The sequence below is a fragment of the Ruegeria sp. AP7 genome (assembly GCF_056539905.1).
In genome coordinates, this window is record NZ_JBQFVT010000003.1 from 29,816 (window position 1) to 53,212 (window position 23,397).

21 protein-coding genes are annotated in these 23,397 nt (G+C 52.6%); 11 read left to right on the top strand and 10 right to left on the bottom strand.

What is annotated here, in order from left to right:
- Positions 1 to 62 precede the first annotated feature (62 nt).
- Positions 63 to 833 carry a hypothetical protein gene (locus ACR0KN_RS07300; RefSeq protein ID WP_480652474.1) on the top strand — a complete coding sequence of 257 codons (771 nt, stop codon included), beginning with the start codon at positions 63 to 65 and terminating at the stop codon, positions 831 to 833.
- A gap of 37 nt (positions 834 to 870) precedes the next feature.
- Positions 871 to 1,353, top strand: coding sequence for a hypothetical protein (locus ACR0KN_RS07305; protein ID WP_480652476.1), 483 nt, complete (start codon positions 871 to 873; stop codon positions 1,351 to 1,353).
- 464 nt (positions 1,354 to 1,817) lie between these two features.
- Here the strand turns inward: ACR0KN_RS07305 and ACR0KN_RS07310 are convergent, their stop codons facing one another.
- Together ACR0KN_RS07310 and ACR0KN_RS07315 are read right to left on the bottom strand one after the other, a co-directional pair.
- The gene (locus ACR0KN_RS07310; RefSeq protein ID WP_260023730.1) at positions 1,818 to 2,036 is read right to left on the bottom strand and encodes a GDCCVxC domain-containing (seleno)protein; all 219 of its coding nucleotides are present in this window, start codon (positions 2,034 to 2,036) and stop codon (positions 1,818 to 1,820) included.
- 4 nt (positions 2,037 to 2,040) lie between these two features.
- Positions 2,041 to 2,364 (bottom strand): hypothetical protein, encoded by a 324-nt coding sequence (locus ACR0KN_RS07315; RefSeq protein WP_170724270.1) that lies wholly within the window; start codon positions 2,362 to 2,364, stop codon positions 2,041 to 2,043.
- Between the two features lie 99 nt (positions 2,365 to 2,463).
- Between ACR0KN_RS07315 and ACR0KN_RS07320 the strand changes: the two genes are divergently transcribed.
- From ACR0KN_RS07320 to ACR0KN_RS07330, 3 genes are all read left to right on the top strand, one after another.
- On the top strand, positions 2,464 to 2,862 hold the full coding sequence (locus ACR0KN_RS07320) for a MerR family transcriptional regulator (RefSeq protein WP_480652478.1): 399 nt from the start codon (positions 2,464 to 2,466) through the stop codon (positions 2,860 to 2,862).
- 103 nt (positions 2,863 to 2,965) lie between these two features.
- A complete protein-coding gene (locus ACR0KN_RS07325; protein WP_480652480.1) occupies positions 2,966 to 4,369 on the top strand; it encodes a sensor histidine kinase in 1,404 nt (467 codons plus the stop codon).
- The gene (locus tag ACR0KN_RS07330) at positions 4,366 to 5,013 is read left to right on the top strand and encodes a response regulator (protein WP_480652482.1); all 648 of its coding nucleotides are present in this window, start codon (positions 4,366 to 4,368) and stop codon (positions 5,011 to 5,013) included. The genes ACR0KN_RS07325 and ACR0KN_RS07330 overlap by 4 nt, the downstream gene beginning before the upstream one ends.
- A gap of 75 nt (positions 5,014 to 5,088) precedes the next feature.
- On the opposite strand, the gene ACR0KN_RS07335 is transcribed toward ACR0KN_RS07330, so the two are convergent.
- Positions 5,089 to 5,931, bottom strand: a complete 843-nt coding sequence (locus ACR0KN_RS07335) for a hypothetical protein (RefSeq protein ID WP_480652484.1) — start codon at positions 5,929 to 5,931, stop codon at positions 5,089 to 5,091.
- A gap of 158 nt (positions 5,932 to 6,089) precedes the next feature.
- Positions 6,090 to 6,971 carry a cation diffusion facilitator family transporter gene (locus ACR0KN_RS07340; RefSeq protein ID WP_480652486.1) on the bottom strand — a complete coding sequence of 294 codons (882 nt, stop codon included), beginning with the start codon at positions 6,969 to 6,971 and terminating at the stop codon, positions 6,090 to 6,092.
- Positions 6,972 to 7,204: 233 nt separating this feature from the next.
- On the opposite strand from ACR0KN_RS07340, the gene ACR0KN_RS07345 reads away from it, so the two are divergent.
- Together ACR0KN_RS07345 and ACR0KN_RS07350 are read left to right on the top strand one after the other, a co-directional pair.
- Positions 7,205 to 7,903 carry a hypothetical protein gene (locus tag ACR0KN_RS07345; RefSeq protein ID WP_480652488.1) on the top strand — a complete coding sequence of 233 codons (699 nt, stop codon included), beginning with the start codon at positions 7,205 to 7,207 and terminating at the stop codon, positions 7,901 to 7,903.
- Between the two features lie 386 nt (positions 7,904 to 8,289).
- On the top strand, positions 8,290 to 9,684 hold the full coding sequence (locus ACR0KN_RS07350; RefSeq protein WP_480652490.1) for a pyridoxal phosphate-dependent decarboxylase family protein: 1,395 nt from the start codon (positions 8,290 to 8,292) through the stop codon (positions 9,682 to 9,684).
- A gap of 48 nt (positions 9,685 to 9,732) precedes the next feature.
- On the opposite strand, the gene ACR0KN_RS07355 is transcribed toward ACR0KN_RS07350, so the two are convergent.
- The 4 genes from ACR0KN_RS07355 to ACR0KN_RS07370 all read right to left on the bottom strand — a co-directional run bounded on the left by ACR0KN_RS07355 (position 9,733) and on the right by ACR0KN_RS07370 (position 14,740).
- Positions 9,733 to 10,137: a PaaI family thioesterase gene (locus tag ACR0KN_RS07355; protein WP_480652492.1), complete on the bottom strand. Its 405-nt coding sequence runs from the start codon at positions 10,135 to 10,137 to the stop codon at positions 9,733 to 9,735.
- A gap of 376 nt (positions 10,138 to 10,513) precedes the next feature.
- The gene (locus ACR0KN_RS07360; RefSeq protein ID WP_480652494.1) at positions 10,514 to 11,989 is read right to left on the bottom strand and encodes a tetratricopeptide repeat protein; all 1,476 of its coding nucleotides are present in this window, start codon (positions 11,987 to 11,989) and stop codon (positions 10,514 to 10,516) included.
- A 542-nt stretch (positions 11,990 to 12,531) separates the two neighbouring features.
- Positions 12,532 to 13,581: a patatin-like phospholipase family protein gene (locus ACR0KN_RS07365; RefSeq protein ID WP_480652496.1), complete on the bottom strand. Its 1,050-nt coding sequence runs from the start codon at positions 13,579 to 13,581 to the stop codon at positions 12,532 to 12,534.
- A 103-nt stretch (positions 13,582 to 13,684) separates the two neighbouring features.
- Positions 13,685 to 14,740, bottom strand: coding sequence for a sulfotransferase domain-containing protein (locus tag ACR0KN_RS07370; RefSeq protein ID WP_480652498.1), 1,056 nt, complete (start codon positions 14,738 to 14,740; stop codon positions 13,685 to 13,687).
- Positions 14,741 to 14,970: 230 nt separating this feature from the next.
- Here ACR0KN_RS07370 and ACR0KN_RS07375 point away from each other — a divergent pair, with 230 nt between their 5' ends.
- Complete coding sequence (locus ACR0KN_RS07375; protein WP_480652500.1) at positions 14,971 to 16,695, top strand: adenylate/guanylate cyclase domain-containing protein; 1,725 nt, start codon at positions 14,971 to 14,973, stop codon at positions 16,693 to 16,695.
- Positions 16,696 to 16,923: 228 nt separating this feature from the next.
- Here the strand turns inward: ACR0KN_RS07375 and ACR0KN_RS07380 are convergent, their stop codons facing one another.
- Positions 16,924 to 17,958: an alpha/beta fold hydrolase gene (locus tag ACR0KN_RS07380; RefSeq protein ID WP_480652502.1), complete on the bottom strand. Its 1,035-nt coding sequence runs from the start codon at positions 17,956 to 17,958 to the stop codon at positions 16,924 to 16,926.
- Between the two features lie 133 nt (positions 17,959 to 18,091).
- On the opposite strand from ACR0KN_RS07380, the gene ACR0KN_RS07385 reads away from it, so the two are divergent.
- The 3 genes from ACR0KN_RS07385 (at position 18,092) to ACR0KN_RS07395 (ending at position 21,555) form a co-directional block, all read left to right on the top strand.
- On the top strand, positions 18,092 to 18,937 hold the full coding sequence (locus ACR0KN_RS07385; protein ID WP_480652504.1) for an alpha/beta fold hydrolase: 846 nt from the start codon (positions 18,092 to 18,094) through the stop codon (positions 18,935 to 18,937).
- A gap of 278 nt (positions 18,938 to 19,215) precedes the next feature.
- Positions 19,216 to 20,079, top strand: a complete 864-nt coding sequence (locus ACR0KN_RS07390) for a LysR family transcriptional regulator (RefSeq protein WP_480652506.1) — start codon at positions 19,216 to 19,218, stop codon at positions 20,077 to 20,079.
- 924 nt (positions 20,080 to 21,003) lie between these two features.
- On the top strand, positions 21,004 to 21,555 hold the full coding sequence (locus ACR0KN_RS07395; protein WP_480652508.1) for a 2OG-Fe(II) oxygenase: 552 nt from the start codon (positions 21,004 to 21,006) through the stop codon (positions 21,553 to 21,555).
- Between the two features lie 205 nt (positions 21,556 to 21,760).
- On the opposite strand, the gene ACR0KN_RS07400 is transcribed toward ACR0KN_RS07395, so the two are convergent.
- Positions 21,761 to 23,071 carry an MFS transporter gene (locus tag ACR0KN_RS07400; RefSeq protein WP_480652510.1) on the bottom strand — a complete coding sequence of 437 codons (1,311 nt, stop codon included), beginning with the start codon at positions 23,069 to 23,071 and terminating at the stop codon, positions 21,761 to 21,763.
- Positions 23,072 to 23,397 lie beyond the last annotated feature (326 nt).

Below are 23,397 nucleotides of genomic sequence, written 5' to 3' on the forward strand. Positions count from 1 at the left end.
AGTAACGGGCCGGAAACTCTGGCTGAATGACGGTACGAACCACAACACCATGGAGAGAGAAAATGAGTTTCAAATCGATTTCCATTGGAATGCTACTGATGGCTATGTCGACTACGGCATCAGCGGAGTGGTCGTTCAACTCCGGGCCTAACCCCAATGCTTTTTTTCAGACCGGAAACATGACGCTGGAACTTCAGTGTAATCGTATCCGCTTTGCTCCGGCTGGGTATGAGGATAGCCAGGACATCGTGGAAAAGCAGGGGCTCTCCATTCGATTTTTGAAGAACGGCACCACCGAAGTCGGGGCATTTCAGGTTGGCGCAGAAAACGCTGCCTTGCAGATCGTCGATAACTATCCCGTCGAGGTCAGTTTCAATAGTCAAGAGGACTATGGTTTTGTACTGGACCAGCTTGCAGCCAATGCATCGGTTAACCTGTCTATGATTGATCAAAATATCAGCTATGGATTCTTTGACTTAAAGGGTTCCAGCGCGGCAATTCGGTCCCTTCGTTCCGCCTGCGAGTCAGATATTAATCAGGGGGCCTCCTACGAAGCGCCCGAAGGCATCGTCTATTGTGGTGGCGGAGCGATAGAGCGTGTCATCGAACCCGTAATTTTGGACAATCCAGCGGGGGAGTGGGACGCGCGAGTAACGGTCAACGGCGAGTCGATCAGAGCCATGACGGCCTACAGTTACTTCGGAAACTCTGTACCGCCCGCCGGATTTGTCGTCGCCCTGCTTGGGGAGGACAGGTCCGAGTTTCTGATTTTTAGCGAAGGCTCGGCAAACTGGCTGGAATATGGGGACTACAGGTATGATCAGTGCAATTGATACCTCCTTCCAACCAGCTTCCCAAATAGCGCGTCAGATGAAATGTTTGGTCGCCGGGGTTGTGCTTGCTTCGGGCCTTGTTTGGACCACACCAGCTGTCGCGGCTGATGTATCGCAACTTCCGCCCGGTTTGCAGGCGAAGGTTGATCTGGCGGCACAGGCCTGCGCGGAGTTCAACGACGGTCAGTTTGACTTAGACTGGGGTGCGGTTGAGAGGGTCGATCTCGACGGAGATCTACGACGCGACTGGGTTCTGAATGAGTCTGGTTTCGCGTGTTCAAGCGCCGCATCTCTTTATTGCGGAACTGGCGGATGCATGTCGCACTTTTGGGTTAGCGAAGAGGTGCACTCCTTGCTCAACCAAGGCTGGACGGTCGTTGATTTTGGGCGTCGACGCGTTGTCGTAGCAGGTATTCATGGATCCAATTGCGACGGAATAAACCCAACGCCATGCGTCAGCGCCAGTGTTTGGGATGCGGACGCTAAGACGTGGCGCTCGTCTGCTGGCGATTGGGAATAAGTTGCATTTGAGAATTGCAGATAAGCCATAGGAGCTGGTCTGTTCGATAGGTGCTCTGTGGCACGCAAACTTATGGGCAAATCGTGCAAAGTTATGCGCAAATACCGCGCAGAGTTATGGGCAAGCTTCCAAGATTTTCTTCAATGAAATCAATGTTGGGAATGCAGCGGTATGAACGCACCTACATCTAGTGTAGGTTCGCGCATAACACTTCGCGCACCCCATAAGTTTGCGTAGTTTGCCCATAGTATTGCGCGGCACGATTGTCTGCCGTACGGATAAATCTGATAAGTTTATGGCGTAGTCGCTGCGGTTAGTCGAAGCTGTCGTTCACTAGACTAGCAAAGTGCAAAATCCGAACGGGCAGACAAAATGGCCGCGCAGTCAACGTCCAACCGCGCGGCACAGGACTTAGCCAGTTGGTTCGGCGTTTTCTTCACGGAGGACAACCCCATGCGGCCCGCTTATCCGCAACAGCAGTCACCTAACTGAATTGGCGGGCACGGGACAGTTGCGTAGGAACAAAAAACACAGCAATCGCCTTCTAAAGGCTTCAAAACTGACTTGCATGATTTGCATTCATAAAACCACTGGCACGAGTCAGTTGGCATTTTCTCGATTTCAACGTGCCCACACCGAGGGCAGGTCAAAGTGCTATCCAGCACCACAGTTTGTTTTGTCATTGTCTCACATCTGCATGATTAGATAATCGTTGATTTGAGCCTCATTGAACACGATGACCCATGCCAGAGCGGTGATCGCCGTGCTTCCGACAAGCCACCATTTCAGATTTGCCAACGTCCCGTTTCGATGCGCTACGAACCACGAAACCGCGATCAGCGCTGTTGAGATGGCGAGAACATAGTAGCTTGCTGCCGCTATTTTTCCGAATATCGCCAGCCAACTGCCACCCAAGCCGAGCAACATCATGGCCATTGGAAGAACACAGCATGTCGCAACCCCCAGAGCGGAAACCGATCCCAGGTAGCTGAGGGTCAAATACTTCTTCATCTTTCGCTCCCTGGGTACTCAATTTGAATGTGTTGAGGCACCGGCATTCAGAGCGTATAACTCCTGTAGTAACTACAGGATCAAGCGGAGGTACTTCACTTGATTGCGATAGGTGAGGCTTCCCGGCAAAGCGGGGTTGGAATAGAAACCATCCGCTACTATGAACGCGAAGGTATAGTGCCAAGGCCCGCACGAGCTCAGAATAATCGCCGCCTCTATTCAGCAAGCGATGTTGGAAGACTTCGATTTTTGAAGAAATGCCGCGACCTGGGGTTTCCTCTCTCAGACGCAAAAGCGCTTTTGGAGCTGTCAGAAGGAAGTGCCGAAGAATGTCGATCTGTGAAAGAACTGGCCGAGGCACACATTGCCAGCGTTCGAAGCAAAATTGATGAGCTCAGACGCCTGGAGCACGCCTTGAGTGAGCTTACGGCCAATTGTGATAGCGGAAACGTTCAATGCCCGATGCTGCAAAGACTGAGAACGATGGATTATATCTGACTCTGGCCACTCGGTGGAAGCTCAGGATCTGAGATTTAGCCAGATCACGTCAGACCAAGGTCTGTGGTGCGATAACAGATTGTAGTTCATAGTCGATTTCACGATGAAAGCGAAAGTAACTGACCTGACGATTGGCAATTGGTCGTTGTCGCGAGTGTTTCTTGCGGCCAGCATTTTCGTGATGGGTACTGCTACCGCAATAGTCGGGGTTTGGGTGTCGAATCGAATCCAGAACGCAGTCGTCCAAAACTCCGCCAACTCCGCAGCGCTGTATATGGAAAGCGTGGTATCCCCGCTCAGCCAGGAATTGGCACATGGCGACCATCTTTCTGAGCAGGCGAGCCTGGCGCTGGACGAGATTTTCATGACCCAGCCAATGCGTGACCGCATTGTCTCCTACAAATTCTGGAAGCAAGGCGGTGTGATTGCACATGCCTCTGATACAGACATCATTGGAAACCGTTTCAATCCAACGGATGACTTGAGGCGGGCGTGGAGCGGTGATATCTCCGGCTCTTTCGAAGAGCTTGATCATGCCGAGAGCGCCGCCGAGGCGGCATTGGGGATACCACTACTTGAAGTTTACAGCCCCATCCGCGAACTCTGGTCCGGCGAAATCATCGCGGTTGCGGAGTTCTACGAAAGAGCCGATCAGCTGGAGTTAGATTTGGCCAAGGCCAGGCGAACAAGTTGGTTGGTCGTCGGTTCCGCATTTCTGGCAAGTACTATTGTTCTGTATTCCATCGTCGCAATTGGTGACAAAACAATTCGACGACAGGGAGCTCTTCTTAAACAGCGCCTGACAGAAAGTGAGAGGATGGCCGAGCAGAATGCCCGGCTGCGCTCGCGTGTGGTCGAGGCGTCAGAAAGATATGCCACGCAAACAGATCGATTTCTCAAGAAGCTTGGTGCCGAGCTACATGACGGTCCTGCGCAATACCTGTCGCTCGCGGCCCTTAGACTGGAGGCGGCGTTTTCCAAAGAGTCCGAAAGACCTAAAGAGGCAGAGGAAATTCAACAGTCTTTGCAAAAATCTCTTGCTGAGATTCGTGCAATATCGCGAGGGCTGTCCGCGCCAGATATCGACAGCTTGACACTCGTCGATGTTGTAAAGAGAGCCGTAGAGGATCACGTCGAACACAGCCCGTTGCGACCGGATATTTCACTTCTGGGTAGCCAGGTCCCAGAGTTGTCATTGTCCGACAAGCTGTGCGTTTTTCGGTTCCTTCAGGAGACGCTTTCTAATGCCGCGAGATATGCTCCAGCTTCCAAGTGCACTGTTATCTCTGAGGCGCAGAGCGACTGCATAATTGTGAAGGTCACAGACGACGGACCTGGATTTGACAAGTCAGAAGAAACCGCGTTGCGAGACGATGGTGGCCAGGGGTTAATGGGCTTGCGAGATCGGGTCGAGAGTATTGGTGGGCGGTTCGAAGTCGCATCGAGACCGGGCGAAGGCACCACCATTGCTATGACACTATTTCCCAGAAAGTTAGGCACATCATGACTACGTCTGTCGTAATAGCTGATGATCACCCGATATTCAGGGATGGTTTGCAACGAACGTTGGATGAAGCTGATGGTTTTGAAGTTTTGGCCGCTGGGTCGAACGCTGAAGAGGCAGTGTCGCTGGTCGGCACGCATCAGCCGGACATAGCTATTCTTGACCTCTCTATGCCCGGTGGCGGGATTAGCGCGACACGTAAAATTGCTGCAATGGAAAATCCACCCGTCATTGCAATTTTGACGGTCTCAGAGAACAGCAGCGATGTCGCGGACGCATTGGAGGCGGGCGCGAATGGGTACATTGTGAAGGGAGTAACGGCGAGCGAACTAACCGCTTCCTTACACAGCATTGCCGCAGGTGAAGGATTCGTTTCTCCGGGCTTGGCCTCGCGAGTATTGCTTCAAGTCAACGCCGACACCGGCATGTCTATTAACAGCAGCATTCTCGATGACCTAACGCATCGTGAGGAAGAGATACTGAGACGTGTGGCCAAAGGACTGAGTAATCGTGAAATCGCCGACGAGTTAGACCTTCAGGAAAAGACCGTGAAACACTACATGACGGCAATCTTGTCCAAGCTTCATGCGCGAAATCGGGTAGAGGCCGCGCTTATTGCACATGATGTTTGGAACAAGGGAGACTAACAGCGGTCTCATTAACGACGATGGCGGCCCCTCTCAATGAGAAGCCGCCAACGGATTATCGACTGGTGTTGCTGTTCAGTTGGTAACCGACTGTAACCTCCGGCGATCAGAGGCCGTTGCGTTTCTCTCGACAACAGTCCGGTTGTACGGGTCTTTCAACTCGTAGCGCCCAAACTCGATCTCCTCTTTCCAACCATTGGCATAGTTCACTTCGATATTGTTGCCTTGGCGTTCGATTTTCGTGGGCCGACTTCCAGCAGTGCCGCCTTGCCCAGCAGAACGCACGCTGTCGATTGAGATACCATTCGCCAAAGACCGGAGCCTTGAGACGTCCGCACCGGTCGCAGGGCGCTCCTCAACAGTTCGGTTTTGCGCGTTCTTTCTCTCATACCGCCCGTTTTCGATCTCCTCCTTGGTTCCGTCGGCGTAACGCACTTCAATCCCGTTAGCGTTTGTTTCAACCTTTGTTATCCCAGCCGAACCCGACGGCTTGCCCCCTGCTTGAGACCGATCCTTCTTTCCGCTGCCTATATTGGAGCGTTTCGAGTCATCGTCATCGTCATCGTCATCATCGTCGTCGCGACCACTTTTGCCCGATCCTGAATTGTCTTCACGATCATCATCTCGGTCGTCGTCGCGATCATCGTCTCTATCGTCATCACGATCATCGTCCCGGTCACCACCACGGCCGCTATTACCCGACCCCGAGTTGTCGTCGCGGTCATCATCTCTGTCGTCGTCACGATCATCGTCGCGACCATCCCCGTCTTTCCCCTTGCCGCTCTTGGCAAAGGCATATGACGGTTCAAAATGTAGGCGACCATCGGCATCAAACGCTGGCACATAAGGCGTCGCCGCAATAAACGAAGCCAACGCCGCTGTACTAAGAAGTTGACCCAGCTTTCTTTGAATTTTCATTTTCGCCTCCAATTCTGATCATCACGCTTCGTGACATTGAAGACAGGTTACTTCTGGTTCGGCTTTCCCACATCGGGCTTAGGTCTGACGAATTTCAAGCCGAACGTCTTAGTCAGATCAGTCATACTAATAGAGTTTTGCTGAGCCATTTGACCAGTTTAGTGGGAACTAACCCCGTCACCCTTCAACTCGTCATCAGGTTCGAGGTGAATGACAAAGACGGAACCCGGATACAAACGATCCAATTCTTCCTCGATGTCATTGCATATATCATGCGCCGCTCTGACTGGCATTGCGCCGTCCACAACAAGATGAAACTCCACGAAGATGACATTTGCGGATCTGCGCCCTTTGAGGTCGTGGTACTCTAAGGCTGCGCCGAAATTTGCTTCGATTGCGTTGGAAACAGTCTGCAAGTCATGGTCCGAAAGTGTCACATCCATCAGGCCATCGACGGACGACCGAATAACTTTCCAGCCCTCCCACAAGATGTTCAGTGCAACAAGAATTGCCAGGATCGGATCGAGGATCAGCCAGCCGGTGACAAGTGCGAGTATCAGACCTGCGATGACACCAACTGAGGTCATGACATCTGTGAAAATGTGCCGGGAGCTTGCCTCCAATGCAGGCGAACCCTCGCGCCTGCCAATTTTGAGCAATAGGTAAGCCCATGCGCCATTCACACCCGTTGCAATAACATTGACGACGATTCCAAGCAGCGGTGCATCCTCAAGATGCGGGTTTGGGAGTGCCAGCACAGCTTCTCTGATGATCAAGAACGCCGCCAGCACAATCAGTACGCCCTCGACGACGGCAGAAAGATACTCGGCTTTTTTGTGACCAAAGGGGTGGTTTTCATCAGGGGGTTTATTGGCAACCCGAACTGCGAAGTATGCCAGCAACGCCGCAACGACATTCACGGTAGATTCCATTGCGTCCGACAACAACGCCACCGAGCCTGTCAGCCACCAAGCCAACAGTTTTAGGGCCAGTACCGCAATGGATATCGGAATGGACCAAAGAGCGATTTTTTGTGTCATTCCGTCACGACCCTTAGTCAATCGTTACAAATGATCCTGGGAACAGGTGAGCGACCGTACTTAACACGTAAGACAGGAGTTGGGTAATAATGAATAGGGCCACAGGTCGGTCATGCACGGCCGGCTGTAGTAAATGGCTCCAGCACCATAGCGTCATACATCCGTTACTTGGATGGACCTGATGGTTACATATAGCTAGCATCTGTGATCAAACAGCACGAAGGGAGACACACATGTCGAAGTTCACCAACAGAAAAACTGCTCATGGGGTTGTTGCACTCGTAATCTGCTGTATCGCGGCGACTGCACACGCGCAATCGGCAGGCGAGGAGATGTCGTTTTTCATCACTAGTGTGGGCAAGGGGGACGGTGCAAATCTAGGCGGCCTCGAAGGCGCCGATGCTCATTGCAATGCGCTTGCTTCCGCGACCGGTTCTACCAAGACCTTTGCGGCCTATCTGAGCACCTCAATGTCCATTGATCGCAGCACCGACCCGATGACAATCACCAATGGCGTTTCTGCACGCGACCGGATCGGATCGGGTCCGTGGTACAATGCCAACGGAGAGCTCATCGCCAACAACGTTGAGGACCTGCACAGCAACAGCGTGAACATTAATCTACAGTCCGCGCTCGATGAAAATGGTAACCCTGTCAATGGGCGTGGCAGTCAGCCAAACAAACACGACATTCTGACCGGCTCCGATTCCGCGGGATACTTCTCGACGGCAGGAGGCGACACGACATGCAGCAACTGGACTTCGAATAGTGAAGATGGATCTGCGATTGTCGGGCACCATGATCGTGTAGGTCTCAACGATGCTCGAAACATGATATCCTGGAACTCATCGCACGGCTCGCGCGGTTGCGGAGAGGAACATCTGCCACGTTCTGGCGGGGCGGGTCTGTTTTATTGCTTCGCAACTGACTGATCGGGCAGCATTGGCACGCGTATCGCCCGTATTGAACCTGATATTTCCAAGTCAGTTTTGGTTATCGCGCTTTGGAAGCGGTTTTTGGGCGGAAATAGCCTAAATGCCGCTTCGTTGCGAGTTTACTAAACTGCAAAACTTGGTTGAAAAGGTCCGCTTTGGGCTGTGAGCGACTGCTTTGACACACCGTACTGAAGGTCTGCTCCGAGCCCATTTTGACCAATGCTGCGCTGTGCACATATTGAAGCGATGTGTGAAAAGCCGCCGTTGATCCGGATAAGGATCGTGAGCTTTGCAATAGTAGCCAAGCGAAAACCGCATGTTTCGGGTCGATGGAAGTATTCAATGTCGGTATTTTCCCTCGAAAGTAATCACAGGATTTCCCTATGCACGGACGCGATGCACTCTTCCCAAACTTTGACCAACTGATGGACGCTGAAAACGCGTTGACCGAGCGCCTCAACCAAGCTCGCCGTGACTACGCCAGTCGCAATGCGACCTCGGCGGAGTTAACGCCTGATTGGTTGGAGGAGTTGAAATCCAAGCGGTTTGAGCAGGCGGAAGATCTTGAACCGCTGATGGACTGGGTGATTGATGCGCTCGATACTGGCAGTGTGCAGATGACTCATCCGGGATATCTTGGCCTGTTCAATCCGGCACCTACCTTTGCCGCAGAATGTGCGGATCGGATCGCGTCGATGTTCAATCCGCAAATCTGTGTGTATTCTCATGCGCCTGCTGCCGTCGAAATCGAACAGCATGTCATCAATGAAATGGCCCGACGCGCAGGACTTCCCAAGGGGTCCGGAGGGCATTTTACCAGTGGCGGTGCCGAGGCCAATTCGACGGCTGTTATATGTGCCTTGCAGGCGAAATGTCCGGATTACAGCGACAAGGGCATCTATGAATTCAGTGGTCAGCCGACGATCTACGTCTCGAAGGAAAGCCACCTTGCATGGTTGAAGATGGCGCATTCGGCGGGCATCGGGCGCAACGCCGTTCGATTGATCGCAACCGATGGTCAAGGCCAGATGGATGTGGGTTGTCTTGCGACCGCCATTGATGAGGACTTGGAATGTGGCTGCGTCCCGGTCCTCATTGTGGCCACGGCTGGCACCACGAATGCCGGGATGGTTGACCCGCTCAAACCTTGCAGTGCATTGGCGCAGAAACATGGCATGTGGTTTCACGTTGACGCGGCCTGGGGTGGCGCGATGATGGCCAGCACGGCAGGGCAATCTGTGTTGGATGGCATTGAACGGGCGGATTCGATCACGATTGACGCACATAAATGGTTCGCCACCACGATGGGGGCTGGAATGTTCCTGACCTCACGCCCTGACATACCTGCACAGGTTTTCCGTATCTCGGCCAGTTACATGCCTGAAAGCGAAGCCGCCAAGGATTTCTATGTGAATTCCAACCAATGGTCGCGCCGCTTCGTTGGATTGCGCCTGTTCCTCGCTCTTGGGGCCGCCGGATGGGATGGGTACGGCGACCACGTAGAACGCACTATTCGGCTGACCAACCGTTTCACGGAAAATCTGAAGAAGGCGGGATGGTCGCAGGCAAACGGGTCTCTCATGGGAGTGAGTTGCATGGTGCCACCGGAAGGACACGATGCTGTACAACGCTATGTTGATGCGGTTCACGCAGATGGCCGGTTCTGGATTTCCAAGGCGATATTCGAGGGCAAACCGGTTCTGCGGGCCTGTGTTACCAATGGACGCACGGACGAAGCGACCATTGACCAACTCACTGAATTCCTGACGTCGGCTTAAGATAAAAAAGGCACCCGTCATACGAATGGCGGGTGTTCTCGAAGGTCTTCAACCTGCGCGCAGGTGGGTGGTTGTCATGTCGATCAACAAACACCCAGTCGCTCCGCGAACCTCGGTGCGAATGACAATGAGTTTGCCACCCCGCTTGACCGTAGTGGAGGTTGCAATCAAGTCGCCCGCCTTTTCATTACCCGATAAGACCGTGTGAAGATCAACGGCGAGCGGAAAATCTGACCCGTCGTCACCAATGCTGTCCGGATCGCCGATTGCGCAAAGGGTCGCTGCGATGTCTGCAAACCAGATCAGGGCACCAGCGTGCATCGTTCCAAACGGGTTCTTTGCAGCTTCAGTCACCGGCATTCTGGCAACCACGCGTTCGGGCTCGCGGCTTTCAATGTTAAAGCAGATTTCGCCTTTCCATTCATTCTCGGCCAGCTTTTGTCTGATGTTCATCTCCATGCCCTCGATTTTTGGTGACGAGAGCAAGCTTGCATCTGGAACAACTGAACTCGACCCAGAACTTGCGCAATCGGATTTTTGATGCAAGTAACGGAAAGTGCCACAACCGGACACTGGGGCATTCGCCGTGAAAGCCCGCAAGGTCCGCATTTCGGAGTTTGCAAAGCCCGACGATAAAAGTCCGGTTTGGGGCTGCTGCCGCCATCGACGCGATCCTCGCCCCATGACCCCCAAGAGGATGTGATGCCCCAGAATGACAATCCATGCGCTGCCTCGCAGCAAAGCGATTGCACCACGCATGCCTTCCGGCGCGACGTTCGGCTAGCGTCGGCTATTTCACATTGGTCACTTACCACATATTGACCACGCTCTATTCGAGTGCGGCTGCGCTTCGTGCACGGTTCGGAGAAAGAAGCAAAGTAGCGCGATACGCGTCAGCCGCCTCATCTTTTCGATCCATTTGCGCGAGCATGTCACCCAGGAGTTCGCGAGCCGGTAACACGTGACCGGGCGTCACCGGGCTTTTACCAATCTCGTCTTCAAGGTCGGCAGCCGCACTTTGTTGGGTAAGGGCTAGTTCCTTATCGCCTTCCGCCAGTGCAATCCAAGCTTTAACGGTTAGAATCTGTCCTTCAGTCAGCTTTGCCCAATAATCCTGTCCACGCTCCTTCATCGCGTCATGAAGGGCCTTGAGCTCCGCAACAGCAGTCTGAGCGGCGGCAACGTCGCCACTTCGCGCGGCCCCCAGTCCTTTTGCAAACCAGAGCATGACAAAGGTTTGCGGAAATTCCTCCCAGGGAATGGTGGGGTGCAAGTCGGGTGACAACGCTGCGGCCTCTGCCCACATGTCTCGTTCAAGCAATAGCCTTACCGGCGCGGCTGCCAACGCATAGGCGGTGACAAAACTGACCTGATGATTGTCTATCGCATTGATCTCATCAACAAGCCGGGCCGCCTCGTCATACTCGCCAAGCTGCAAATGACCGTAGACCATGTAGTCTATGGCATGGGCATAATGGATCTGGATGGTATCACCGGACTGTTCGAGCGCCGCCCTGGCCGAGCGGCGGTTGAGATCAATCGACTTTTCCCAGTCACCCGTGCGCGTAAAGATATGCGCCGGCATGTGTAACGCATGCGGCGCGTTCGGGGCCGTTTTGTCATATATCTCGGCGTAAGGCCGTCCACGCTCTTTGAGAGGGGGATTGTCGTAGGCATGGATTGCGTAGTGAATGATGCCGGGATGTTCCGGCTGTAATTGATGCAGTGCATCCAGCGTGTCTCCCACTTGGGCATTGACCTCGATCCGGGCTGGCCCGCGCGGCGCTGTAGCCAGACGCGCCAGCGCAGCAAACGCGGCGGCATCAATATTTTCGGGGTTTCCTTCGGCCGCCGCAATCTGCGCGTCGGCCCAGGCGCTGATCTGAGCGCGATAACCATCTTGGCCGGGTGCATAGAATGCTGCGGCAGCTGCGACAAGAGCTTCCTCAAGCGCGTTGTCGGTTGTCATGGAGGCAAGCTTTTCGACTGCTGCCGTCCCCCTTTTTGTTTCAGTCTCGCTCGGCGTGCCGGGCCACAACGGATGGAAGTTCGCCATGGCGATGCCCCATTGTGCCATGATGCAGGAGGGATCGGCTTCAGCCGCCTGGTTGAAGGCCGCCTCTGCTTGAACATACATCATGTTATGTAAGAGGCTCAGCCCGTCGTTGAAAGCCTGATTGGCTTCTTGAGTACAGCTTGTTTGAAAACCCGGTCCCATTGCAACTGTGGGTGCGGGTGCGACCAAACACGCCGTACAGAGAAAGGCTACAAGAGTGGCGCGGGTTTTGCGGTGCAAATGTTGCATTCCTTTTCTCCAATATTGTGCCTGAAACGAATTTGAATGAGAGCCTGGCTTGCCTGTATTCTACACGAATACGGCCAGCGTGTCCTGAACGCTGTCTGGACTCCTCTAGGGGCCACTGCTTACAGCGGGATGAAAGCCCTCTCATACGAAACGGGAAAAATATACGGCATCAGAAAAAGTGCTCGTGCCTAAATAAACGGCGCCATCGGTGACATGGTTGGCGGATCTCGCATATGTAACACCCGTAGCATCGCCCTCCCTTCGTATGTCAGCAAAGGGTTGCGACAAGCCAATCATGCAAGCCGCAGAGAACGGCAAGAATGAGCCCACTCTGACCGATGCTGCGCGATGCCCGAATGACAACAATGCGCAGAAAGCAGACTTTGCAAAGTGCAGCAGACAGCTCAAAGCGGGCGTTCCTGCCGAGTATCGTGCGGATGCTCTCTTTCTTTTTAGGCAATCGGATTAGTTCCAATTCGCACGTTCCTCTTATTCTTCAAAGGGACTTCGCGATTGGATATCTAAAGCTATCACTCGGGTGTCTAATTGCTCAGCAGTTCGGGTGGCGCGTTCTTCCATAAGTTGCCGGATTGAGACTTCTCATAGCCATACCGGTAGAGTGACTGCATATACTTCGGATCAAATGGCTCAGTGGGTTCGCCCACAAAGTCTGGACCAATCCATGTGACACGGAAACGGGCTCCCATTCGTTGTGCAAGATCATATCCAATTATTAAGTCGGCGTTGCCTTGAGACTTAATCATTGAAGAAAGAGACCTACCAGCAATCGTTGTCAGCTTTGGATCGAGTATTTCCGGCTCTGGATCCACTTTCCCGTTGCGAATTGAATAGATGGTTGTGGATCGCAAACCTTCGGGCGCGTACTTTTGGAATTTCAATTGCCAGGCAGGTAAGAACGCAGACTGGGAGATGACCCCTCCGTCAACGTGCATTTCGTCCTTCGGGCCATTTGGTGTTTGCACGCGAAGCAACATAGGAGGAAATACTCCGGGGATCGCAGCGGAGGCTAGAAGAGCATCTCTGAAGAGCCTCTGAGCGTCAGGTGACCCGCTAGCGGCGATCTTGCCCATGTCCCAGATTACGGGTCTTTGGGCGTCAAGGCTGCTGCTCTGTACGTATAGTCTTCGCCCCTTTCGGTGTTCCTTGGCAATTTCTGCCAAAAACTTATCATCGACCACCTTGTCGATTATCTCGGCAAGCGGTTCAGAGCTGGCTGCGGAAGCATTCGAGAAAATGCCAAATACTCCACGTAAATCGAATATGCTTTCAGGAGGAAGCCCTCCATAGACGACACGAAGTTCGTCATCGTAATCTGACCCAAGGAAAGCAAAAGGTGCCGCCAACGCTCCAGTGCTCACACCGGTCACCGTTACAAATTCAGGACGGGTCCCTGACTGCGACCATGCGTTTAGGATTCCTGCTGAAAAGGCTCCGTTTTCCCCTCCGCCTGAAAGGATTAACACATTGGCATTGCTTATCAGCCCTGATGCACGTCGTTGGGCGAAGATTTCCTCGACCAATGTGTCTATGTTCTCTGGGGGCTCATCACCCCAATAGCGAACTTGCCCCATGCCGGGGGGCTGACCGCTCATCGTGGTTACGGGTCATCCGGCAAAAAGTCTCAGATGGCCGAGACGGTCCCGAAGCGGCAATCTTTACTAAGAAAGCGAGGTCCTAAACAGGAAGCTCTCCGCCAGACTGAAGCCATCGCGCGTCGGCTTCCGGAAGCAACTCTGCAAGACGTTTGTGAAACGCAAGAAGGTCTTCGTCTGACAGCTTGCCCTCCCACTTGCGACTACATGCGCTATCGAAGAAGGCTGACGGGTCTTTGAAGGTCGTGGACCGTTGTGTTTTTTCTTTGGCACTCGCGCGCGCATTAGCTTGCATGTTCTCGAACTGCATACTTTCCGCAATTGCGGCCAACATTTCATCGTCAATTTTGAGGTCGAGTACGGAAGCTAGCTTTCTGGTATGAGAGAGTAAATCGCGCCGCATATCGGCGTAGTGGAAAATGTGTATGTTGGGATATTGGATGTTTGACTTGAAGGACTTGAAGTGATGAACGATGGCTTCAAGGGTGATTCCATCGGCCATCGCCTCTCGAACGGTCTCACCAAGAAAAAGGGCGAATGAAGCTGTCGGCTCATCCGGGAACCTGTCTTGGATCAGGTCTTCCTTCAGGTTTGCCACATGTCGGCGCATCGAAAAATGTGCGTCGATTGGGTGTCTGTACACCGCGATGTAGGTACAATTTGGATCGAAAGGGATGCCGTCAAATGGCGTATGGGTCTTGATGCATCTTCTGTGGCTTTGAGCTTCGAACATTCGAGCTATGGGGAGTTGATCTCGAAACGCAGGGTCGAGCCAAACCGACAGGTCATCCATGACCTTGTCCATACCAGGCTTTTCAAACAAGAGCGACAGCACAAGGGCCTGCGTCCATGTTGTTCCGCACTTTGGCGGTGTTGCAACAATCACGTCTCCTTGGCGCAGCGCGAACATGTCCCAAATCCGATTGTCGGTGAGACGTGTTCTGTACTCGAATGCCTTTCTTGAAGACGCCCTTATCGTCATTCTGATTTCCGCCAATGGACCCTTAATGAAACGATAGCAAGCGTGCGGTGCCGAACCTAGAATTTTAATGGCACCCGAGTAGGAAGGCTTTTCAAAGTGCCAAGCCAAAACCTTGCATTCGCGGCTAGAAGCTCGTTTTGCCTTTAAGGCAGTCATTCGCGGCAACTTGCTCCAGTGTGTGTGCTGCGGTGCAAAGTCGAAATTACAAAGTTCGGTTTTTCGAGGTCCGCTTCCGCCTAATTTACCCAAAAGCAAAAAGCTTGTGTGTCGTTATTAGGTCACTGATGTTCATTGATTAATGATCGCGATTTATGCGCGAAACCCCTAATATCCCTTTGACTCTCCTTCACAATGGATACGCGGGAGGATTTGGTTTGGAGCGGTACTTGGCTGCCATACTCGTGGCTGATGTTGTTGGCAATAGCGCGCTTGTCAGTGCTAACGAGGAAGCCGCATTGCACACATATAGGGGCCACTTTAGGGCGCTGGAGCCGCATGTCGGTTTGAATGGCGGACGCCTATTCAAAAGAACCGGTGATGGTTTTCTTGCAGAGTTTTCCTCGGTTGTAGATGCGCTGGCATGTGCGGAAACGATGCAACGACAGATGGCTGAGCGGAACGGGGCGCGCGGGCAAAGTCCGGAAATGCAATTCCGTATGGGAATTCACGCGGGCGATGTTTTTGACGACGACGGTGATGTTCTTGGTGACGGCGTCAACATCGCGGCCCGGCTGGAAGGTCTTGCTCCTCCCGGAGGGATCATCGTTTCAGGTCGGGTTTACGAAGACCTTGTGGGTAAGGTGGATGTATCGTTCACCGAATTGGGGCCGCAATATCTGAAGAATATCACACGCCCAGTAACTGCTTACTCAGTACAAACAGCATTTGCTACTGAATCCCCGTTAACTCAATCCCGTCCTGACAGGCCTTCAGTGGCGGTGTTGGCTTTTGACAATCTGTCGCCTGACGCTGAACGGGATTACTTTGCAGAAGGTATTACCGAAGACATCATCACCAGCTTATCCAGAGTGCCCTGGATATTCGTGGTCGCCCGAAACTCTTCTTTTTCTTACAAAGGGCTTTCGGTTGATGTGCGTCGTATCGGCCGTGAGCTTGGTGTCCGCTATATATTGGAAGGGTCCGTTCGCGGCGCTGGTGACCGGTTGCGTGTCACGGGTCAGCTGATTGATGCGGAAACCGGGTCTCATGTTTGGGCGGATCGATACGATGGCAAGCTCGATGATGTTTTTGAGCTTCAGGACCAGATTACCGAGGCTGTCGTTGCTTCGATTGCGCCAGGTATCCGACAAGCTGAAATAGACCGTGCTGCTCACAAGCGCCCTGACACCCTTGGAGCCTATGATCACTTCCTACGTGCGCAGTCCTTGATCTACAGGTTCAATTTCACTGAAGCAGACGACCATTTGTCAAAAGCTCTTTCACTCTCAAGTGAGTACCCATTGGCAAGCGCTCTTCGAGGCTGGATCCGCACTTTGCTATGGAACCCGGATACGCGTCCAAACGAGGCCCGATTTGATTGCGCAATTCGGCTGGCACACGAGGCTCTGGCGGCATCACATCTTGACCTAGAGGCGCAAGCATATGCCGGTTACGTACTCGCGTTTCTGTCGGAGGATACAGAGTACGGTTTGTCACTTGTGGATCAAGTCGTCGAGAGAAGCCCAAATTGCGTTTCAGCCTGGGGATCCAGTTGCGTACTGCATGGCCTGATGGGCCAAGCACAAACGGCACAGGCACACGCCAGGGAGGCGCTCCGACTTAACCCGAATGACCCACTAAACTACCGTGTCCACATGGGTATCAGCCTGTCGCAAATCGCGGAAGGGAACTGGAGCGATCTAAGAGAAACCGCCCAAAAAATGCGTGCATTTCATAATACTGTGACTGTCTTTCGCCTGAACGAACTTGTGGCGGAAATGGCTCTCGGCAATGGGAGCCGAGCTAGAGAGCTCGCAGGTATTCACATGTCGCGGGAACCCGATTTTAGCGTTTCAATGTTCCGGCATATGCGCGCTCGTATCTCTATCGCAAAACCAGAAATCTATGACGCCTACTATAAAATGCTAGCAGCCGCAGGCATTCCTGATTGACGACACCAGCTGTAGACCAGCGGCCAGTCATAGCAAGCATGCAGCATGTGGAAACGTTTTTTTTGCCGCTGGAAGAATGCACAATGTTGTCTGCGAACAGTCGTAGAAGTGAATAGCGGCGAACGGCAATCGAACCTTCGCGGCGCTCGGCGTGAACGATTGCTCTGCGGACAAAGCTACCATTGCCACGTTAGATCAGATTAATAGGTTTGCAGTTTCATGCTCTAATCAGAACAGATGCCCATACGTGCGAATTGCATGCTGTCTGTTTTGCAGTTCAAGTTTGGCGTAGATTTTACTTGTGTGGTTTCGAACGGTTTTTTCACTCATTTGAAGACTTCTAGCAATTTCTTTACCACTCATTGCTTGGCAGATGAGTCTCAGCACGTCCTGCTCGCGCTTTGTCAATTCGTTAAAGTCCGTCGTTTGACCGGAAGATGTAAATTCAAGCAAGCTCTTGGAAAAAGCGCGCCAGGCAGGTTCATCGCGTTGGATAATGTGATTTTTTCCCTCTAAAGCAGACATTGTCGCTCCGGGAATTTTCTGAGCGAGACGTTGTCCTTCTTCAAACGGAATAACCTGATCGTTCCTTGAATGGATCACCAGTGTTGGAACTGAAACCTTTGGCAGAAGGCTCTCAACATTTACGTCAGCGCGCGCCATAAGCAGGTCGGCCCCTGTCTCAGGCAAAACGGTCTTTTGGCAAAGATCTGTGAACCATGAGCGCTGTTCGACTGCCGCGCCAGGAAGAAATCTTGATGTGAATACATCTTGGAATGCTGGGTTGTCATTCTCCCAACCCAAGCGAAATATATCGATTACAGTCTTGTAGTTCTTGGCGGCAACCGGTCCACGGTGGTTACTGCCCCTTGCATAGCCGCCAACAAGTATCATCCCAGCGACCCTGTCGGGATACATGAGCGAATACGCGATAGAAGTCGCCGCACCCTGAGAAACACCCAGAAGATAGAATGGTTCATTTATTTCAGCGGCGTCGATTACAGCTTCGAGATCATCAACCCAGTAATCAATACCTAGATTCTCAACTCGCTTGTCAGATAATCCGCAGCCTCGCTCATCATAGCGAACAAGGGTGAATTGACTTTCTAACATTTCGATCCAGTGAGACCAAATTGGACTGTCGAGATCATAACTGAGATGCGTAAGCCAATTAGCCGCCTTTACCATGGGCAGGCCGTTTCCGGATTTGCTCCACGCCAGCGACGTACCATCGCTTGAGGAAGTGTATCTAACGGTTCGCATGTCCTTTTTTAGTCAATTTGGGGCAAATGTCCCAACAATTTCCCGTCGTTTTGAGTCTAGCCGGGACATGTGTCCGATAGGTTGAAGGACAGATGAGTGACACCATTGTGAAATTCAGATTGGAGGTCATCACATGAATAAACAATTTGACGCATCACTACACGCTTCGCCGTCCCGGTCCCAAATTTCGCCCGCTCCCTGCGTGGGGCTACATTGTTCCGGTGCTGACGGAAGCCAGTGGCGCACTCTGTTTGCCCGGATGAGCGATGAAACCAAAACAATAGCGCCCGACCTAATTGGAACCCTGTCTCGGGGTCATAAAATCCCCGACGGGCCGTTCACATTGGAACACGAAGCTGCTTCGATCATCACTGAGATTGAGAAGCTTGGCAGACCCGCTCACTTGATTGGACACTCGTATGGAGGAGCGCTGGCGTTGCATATCGCCAGAGCTCGACCCGACCTTGTTCGATCACTTTGTCTCTATGAACCAACTTTGTTCAGCCTACTGAAAGCCGGAAACGCGGCTGACGGTTCATTGTGTTCCGAGATTGTAAGCCTCACAAACGCAATACGAACTGGCATAGAAGAGGGATGCGAAGAGTTTAGCGCACAGGTTTTTACCGATTTTTGGGGAGGACTTGGCTCTTGGCAAGCCCTGAGCCGTGAACGCAGGTGCGCTATGATTAATTGGGTTCACAAAGCCCCAAGCGATTTCGATGCGCTTCTGAATGAACCTGATCCAGAAAATATTTTTCATGAAGGAATTCCCTCTACGATCATGCTCGGATCGGAGACTCATGCGCACACGAAGCGCATCGCAGAAATTCTGGCAACCCAAGGTAAGCTTGTTGAGCTAAAGGTTCTGAAAGGTGCCGGCCATTTGGGGCCCTTTACCTTCAAGGAAAGTTTCGAGATGGAGGTGCTGTCACATATTGGAACTGTGGACCGTCGCTACATGGCTTCAATGGAAATCTAGCCGATCAGAAGATCGTGAGCCGGCGACACTGGAAATCTAGGAAACGCAGGCCAATACGTTCCCGATCAGGTGAGGCAGGTCGTGTAGCATGAAAGATGCTTGGCGCTGCCGGGAGCCGTTCTTCGACACTCACTTCGAGATGGGGGACTCTGAGACCCAGGGGTCGCAACCGAACAGCGGCAACAGTTTCATGCTACGAGCCAAATCTGCCACATACTGTTTTAGTTGAATAGCGAAATTGCTTCATGCATTATATTTGAAACTCGAATAGATACCCCATGGATATTGAACTCGCGCGAACATTTCTGGCGATTGTCGAAACGGGCAGTTTTCTGGAGGCTGCCAACAAGGTTTACGTTACACAATCAACAGTGAGCATGCGCATTCGGTCACTCGAACAACAGCTTGGACGACCAGTGTTCGAGCGCGGGAAATCGGGTGCTACACTTACTCCTGCCGGGCACCGCTTTCATAAACACGCGCAGGCACTTGTCAGGTGCTGGACACAAGCCCGGATCGACGCCTCCCTGCCTGATGCTGTGGAAGCTGCACTGGAAATTGGTGCCGTACCCAGCTTGTGGGATGGGTTTCTGATCGACGCGATGCCAGAGTTCATGCAAGCGTTTCCGAATGTGGCGGTTCACGGGTCTACGGTTTCAACTGAAACACTGCTGAGCCAAACGACTGCGGGCGCGCTGGATTTGGCTGTGATGTATGATCCGCGGAACACTGTCGGGCTGACCGCAATGCAGTTGTTCGAAGATGATTTTGTACTCGTGAGCAGCGATTTCGATACCTCGCGAAGCCCATTTGAAGAAAACTATGTTCTGATCGACTGGGGGCCGGAATTCCGTGCTGATCACCTGCTGAACTTTCCGGAAATTCCAACGCCAATGTTGCAGCTTGGTATTGGAACTCTCGGCCTGAACTATTTGAAAGCCCAGCCGGGAGCCGGATTTTTCCCCTGGCGGGTAGTTGCGCAGGAAGTCGAAGCCGGTTGGTTGAGGGTGATTGAGGATGCTCCCCGGTTTGCCTATGCCGCCTATGCTGTTTTTGCAGACGATGATCCTGAAAGCCTCCCTTGCAAGGCCGCCCAGCTATTGAGTGCCTTTGCAAAAGAACAGTTTCCCGTCACGGCCTGAGATGGCGGACTACTCGCGGCTTACCATGTAGAAGGCGAATTGTCAGTTTTCGGAAGCCTCCAGGGCTTCGGTTGCTGCGGGCTGCTTTTTGCCTGACTCAAATATTAAACCCGCGGTAATCACGACCATCAAAACGCCGCCCATGATCGCCCAGTACCTCCAACCAAAAGACCTTTGCAAACGCATTTTTCTCTCCGCGGCCATCCATCGAGACCAGAACAGTATAAGGAGGGATAGAAATCTGCCAAATCGTGGGGACTGACCCTCAAAGAGGCAATATACTGAAAACAAGCATCTATTCAGATCATCGATAACATGGTTTAGAAAAAATCATAAGGTTTGGCACTCCGAAAACGAACATTGATCCCCTAAAATATCGAAGCAGAGGGAAAGGAGGTATCGATGGATAGGCGTTGGATTAATCGCGTTACCGAACACATAAGGCGTTTCATTACGTCACAACGGTTCGGGATCGTGAAGCACTCGGCAGCAAAACAGCAGGATTTGCAAAGCCCACAAGATTAGGACGATGCCGCCGAGATATGGGACCCGTCCGAATTCGACCCGGAAAAAGATAACCGGGAACGACGTTTGCGCCCGAACGATTACGAATGGGAAGCAACCGGCGAACTTCCTTGGCGCGGGCACAATCACCGATTCAAAGGAGGCTGAGGGAAATCCAAGGCCTGAACATTGGCTATTACAGTCACAGGTGACGCAATACTCGCGTCCCCTGATCCCGCATCGCATACCGTTTGGGATCCGAGCGCACCGAAGATGAATTCCAACTCCGGATAGAATGACCGAAAACATTTGAGATTATGGAAAAAAATTACGTCGCTTTCGGCCTCTTAGGTCGAAAACAGCGCAGCGCCTTCTGTGTGTTTTGGCAAAATCCAGTACCAATCAAAAACGGTGTACAGAATGCTGGAAGTTCTTTCGATTCCCGGTGCATTTACCGCGCGGGAATGTGAGCAAATTGTTGCTGAATCACAAAAAGTCCCGGCAAACGAGGCTCTGCTTGTTGGGCAGAACAAGGATCATAATCTGCGCAGAGCGGATGTGACCTGGTTGGACGACGTCGACGGCTCTGATTGGGTGATGTCACGCCTGATCGATGTGGTCCGTCGCTCCAACACCGACACGTTTGGCTTCGATCTGAGCGAGTTCGCCGAAAGTCCGCAGATTGCCTGCTATAAAGCATCAGATGGTGGTCATTTTGCGTGGCATTCCGATATCGGCGACGGGCCAGTCGCCCGAAAAAGAAAGCTGTCGCTGGTCGTTCAACTCAGCAAACCCGGAATGTACGACGGCGGAGACTTGGAGATAATGCCGGGCGCTTATGCTGTAACGGCCAGCCGGCATCAGGGCAGCGCAACCATGTTTCCCAGCTTCTTGTTGCATCAGGTGACACCGGTTGAGAATGGTGATCGGTATTCGTTGACGGTCTGGGCGCATGGCCCGGCGTTTCGGTAATGATTACCGTACTCGTTTGATTAAGTGTCCGAGACTACAAGGCTAACGATTCCTTTCGTGTAGGAAACAGAGTCGAATGAGTTAGGCTTGCCTTTAACATATTCGCTGAATTGGCATTTCTTGTTGTCCAACGTCTCTGCCAATTCCTGGAATCCGCACGGTACTGACGCCTGAGTTGCTTTGGTCACTCAATGGCTGGCCTCTGTTATGTATCCGTCGGTAAGTGACTGGCGGCTGATTTCTCATGGACTAAGTTTGGCAGGCTCACCATATCAGAAGCAACTTTGCCAGCTTCCATTGAAGTACTTTCGACAGATATGCGTGTCTGACCCAACCGGGGGTGCAGCTTGCGAGCCAGAACCCACGTCCAAAGCAAACCTGCGCCACCCGCGGCGAACACGCCAGAGAGCGGTGCCGCGAGAAGAACCAGCCAGGCGGCACCAGGTGTAATAATCCCCGAAACATCGCGAAAGCTCGCGTAAATTGCTGACATCTCAGTTCGTTCGGAAGGTTTGACTGCGAGTAGGAACGGCAAACCTGCGGAAACATCAAGCAAGATCAGGAAAATCGAGCCCATCATTAAGAACGCGATTGTGACTTCAGGGATGCCGAAGGGAACTCCAGCAAACAGAAACAGCAGCCCGGACATGAGGAATCCGGTTCTGACTGCTGCGCGCACCGAACTGCGCTGCATGAAACGAAGCATCAGCGGAGTGCAAAACAGGGCAGCATTGGAAATCGACAATGCAATCCCTCCAAGCTGGCTGCCTAACCCGTTCTGAACCGCATAGATGGGCAGGTATACGACATAAATCCACCACCCGCAGGAACGAACGACTGCGAATACCCATCCGGCGACCAATCGCGGCTGCGCAAAAAACCTCCCGAAATAGGCGAACGGATTTGCGGGAGCGCATTGGCTTTTGGTGATGAGCTTGCCGTTTCCGAGGCGCATAACAAGAAAGATGAGCAGCATGACAATCGCTGCACTGGCCGCAATCAGGAACGGCGCAGGTTGCCACCATTCGTACAATATCGCGCCAAGTGCAGGGCCAGCCGTCCAACCCAGCGCACAGTAGAAAAGCCGAGATGTCTCAAAACGTCCCAGCTCAATCCTGGCAACATGGTCGAGCACATAGGCGTTGAAGCATACAAATGTCGTCACAACGGCGAAAGTCGTGAGTGCGAGCCCCGCAATAACGGCAGCAGGGGTCGCAACGGTCGTCACAACCGCACCCGCGACGTACGAAAGAGTGCCGAACACATAGACCCATCTCCTTGGGACAAAACGGATCAAGTAGGGAACCAGAAGGCCGATCAAGAGTGAAACTGCGCCGATGGCGAAATAAATTTCGGATACAAATCGCGCATCCTTCAGCGCGTTGTATATCGCTACCGGAAAGACAGAGATCAAAATACCCCTGGCAATCGCCTCTGTACCCGCCAAAATGGCGAACCCCCGCAAACTGGGTGCTGGCGCATGGCGAAGCCATTCTGGTATTCGACGTTCGTGCATGAGAAATGCTCAATGGACTGGGAACTAGTCAAGCCTGTTCGCCTATTTTGTCTCTCCTGCTAGCGACCCGATGTCGTTTTTTGGCAGTCGCGTAAGCAACGAAAAGTTTGAAAAAGAATTTCGCTTTCTCTTTTTGGCAACCCGCTACGCTGGCGCTGGATTATCAATGCTGGTTTCAGCGAAAGGATGGCTTGAACTCGGGCTGGATTAGTCCAGTAGAATGGCCGCAAACGGGAAAATCACTGCTTAACCGAAGAATCTACCGCTGAGGATGCGAGCACTTTCAGTATGAGCAATAGTCGTGGCTACAAAAGTCGGTTTTGTCC

Excerpts from the sequence above, each read along its gene's own strand:
- ACR0KN_RS07300 (WP_480652474.1), top strand. The coding sequence starts at position 63 with ATGAGTTTCAAATCGATTTCCATTGGAATGCTACTGATGGCTATGTCG.
- ACR0KN_RS07305 (WP_480652476.1), top strand. The coding sequence starts at position 871 with ATGAAATGTTTGGTCGCCGGGGTTGTGCTTGCTTCGGGCCTTGTTTGG.
- ACR0KN_RS07310 (WP_260023730.1), bottom strand. The coding sequence starts at position 2,036 with ATGACAAAACAAACTGTGGTGCTGGATAGCACTTTGACCTGCCCTCGG.
- ACR0KN_RS07315 (WP_170724270.1), bottom strand. The coding sequence starts at position 2,364 with ATGAAGAAGTATTTGACCCTCAGCTACCTGGGATCGGTTTCCGCTCTG.
- ACR0KN_RS07325 (WP_480652480.1), top strand. The coding sequence starts at position 2,966 with ATGAAAGCGAAAGTAACTGACCTGACGATTGGCAATTGGTCGTTGTCG.
- ACR0KN_RS07330 (WP_480652482.1), top strand. The coding sequence starts at position 4,366 with ATGACTACGTCTGTCGTAATAGCTGATGATCACCCGATATTCAGGGAT.
- ACR0KN_RS07335 (WP_480652484.1), bottom strand. The coding sequence starts at position 5,931 with ATGAAAATTCAAAGAAAGCTGGGTCAACTTCTTAGTACAGCGGCGTTG.
- ACR0KN_RS07340 (WP_480652486.1), bottom strand. The coding sequence starts at position 6,971 with ATGACACAAAAAATCGCTCTTTGGTCCATTCCGATATCCATTGCGGTA.
- ACR0KN_RS07345 (WP_480652488.1), top strand. The coding sequence starts at position 7,205 with ATGTCGAAGTTCACCAACAGAAAAACTGCTCATGGGGTTGTTGCACTC.
- ACR0KN_RS07350 (WP_480652490.1), top strand. The coding sequence starts at position 8,290 with ATGCACGGACGCGATGCACTCTTCCCAAACTTTGACCAACTGATGGAC.
- ACR0KN_RS07355 (WP_480652492.1), bottom strand. The coding sequence starts at position 10,137 with ATGAACATCAGACAAAAGCTGGCCGAGAATGAATGGAAAGGCGAAATC.
- ACR0KN_RS07360 (WP_480652494.1), bottom strand. The coding sequence starts at position 11,989 with ATGCAACATTTGCACCGCAAAACCCGCGCCACTCTTGTAGCCTTTCTC.
- ACR0KN_RS07365 (WP_480652496.1), bottom strand. The coding sequence starts at position 13,581 with ATGGGGCAAGTTCGCTATTGGGGTGATGAGCCCCCAGAGAACATAGAC.
- ACR0KN_RS07370 (WP_480652498.1), bottom strand. The coding sequence starts at position 14,740 with ATGACTGCCTTAAAGGCAAAACGAGCTTCTAGCCGCGAATGCAAGGTT.
- ACR0KN_RS07380 (WP_480652502.1), bottom strand. The coding sequence starts at position 17,958 with ATGCGAACCGTTAGATACACTTCCTCAAGCGATGGTACGTCGCTGGCG.
- ACR0KN_RS07385 (WP_480652504.1), top strand. The coding sequence starts at position 18,092 with ATGAATAAACAATTTGACGCATCACTACACGCTTCGCCGTCCCGGTCC.
- ACR0KN_RS07390 (WP_480652506.1), top strand. The coding sequence starts at position 19,216 with ATGGATATTGAACTCGCGCGAACATTTCTGGCGATTGTCGAAACGGGC.
- ACR0KN_RS07395 (WP_480652508.1), top strand. The coding sequence starts at position 21,004 with ATGCTGGAAGTTCTTTCGATTCCCGGTGCATTTACCGCGCGGGAATGT.
- ACR0KN_RS07400 (WP_480652510.1), bottom strand. The coding sequence starts at position 23,071 with ATGCACGAACGTCGAATACCAGAATGGCTTCGCCATGCGCCAGCACCC.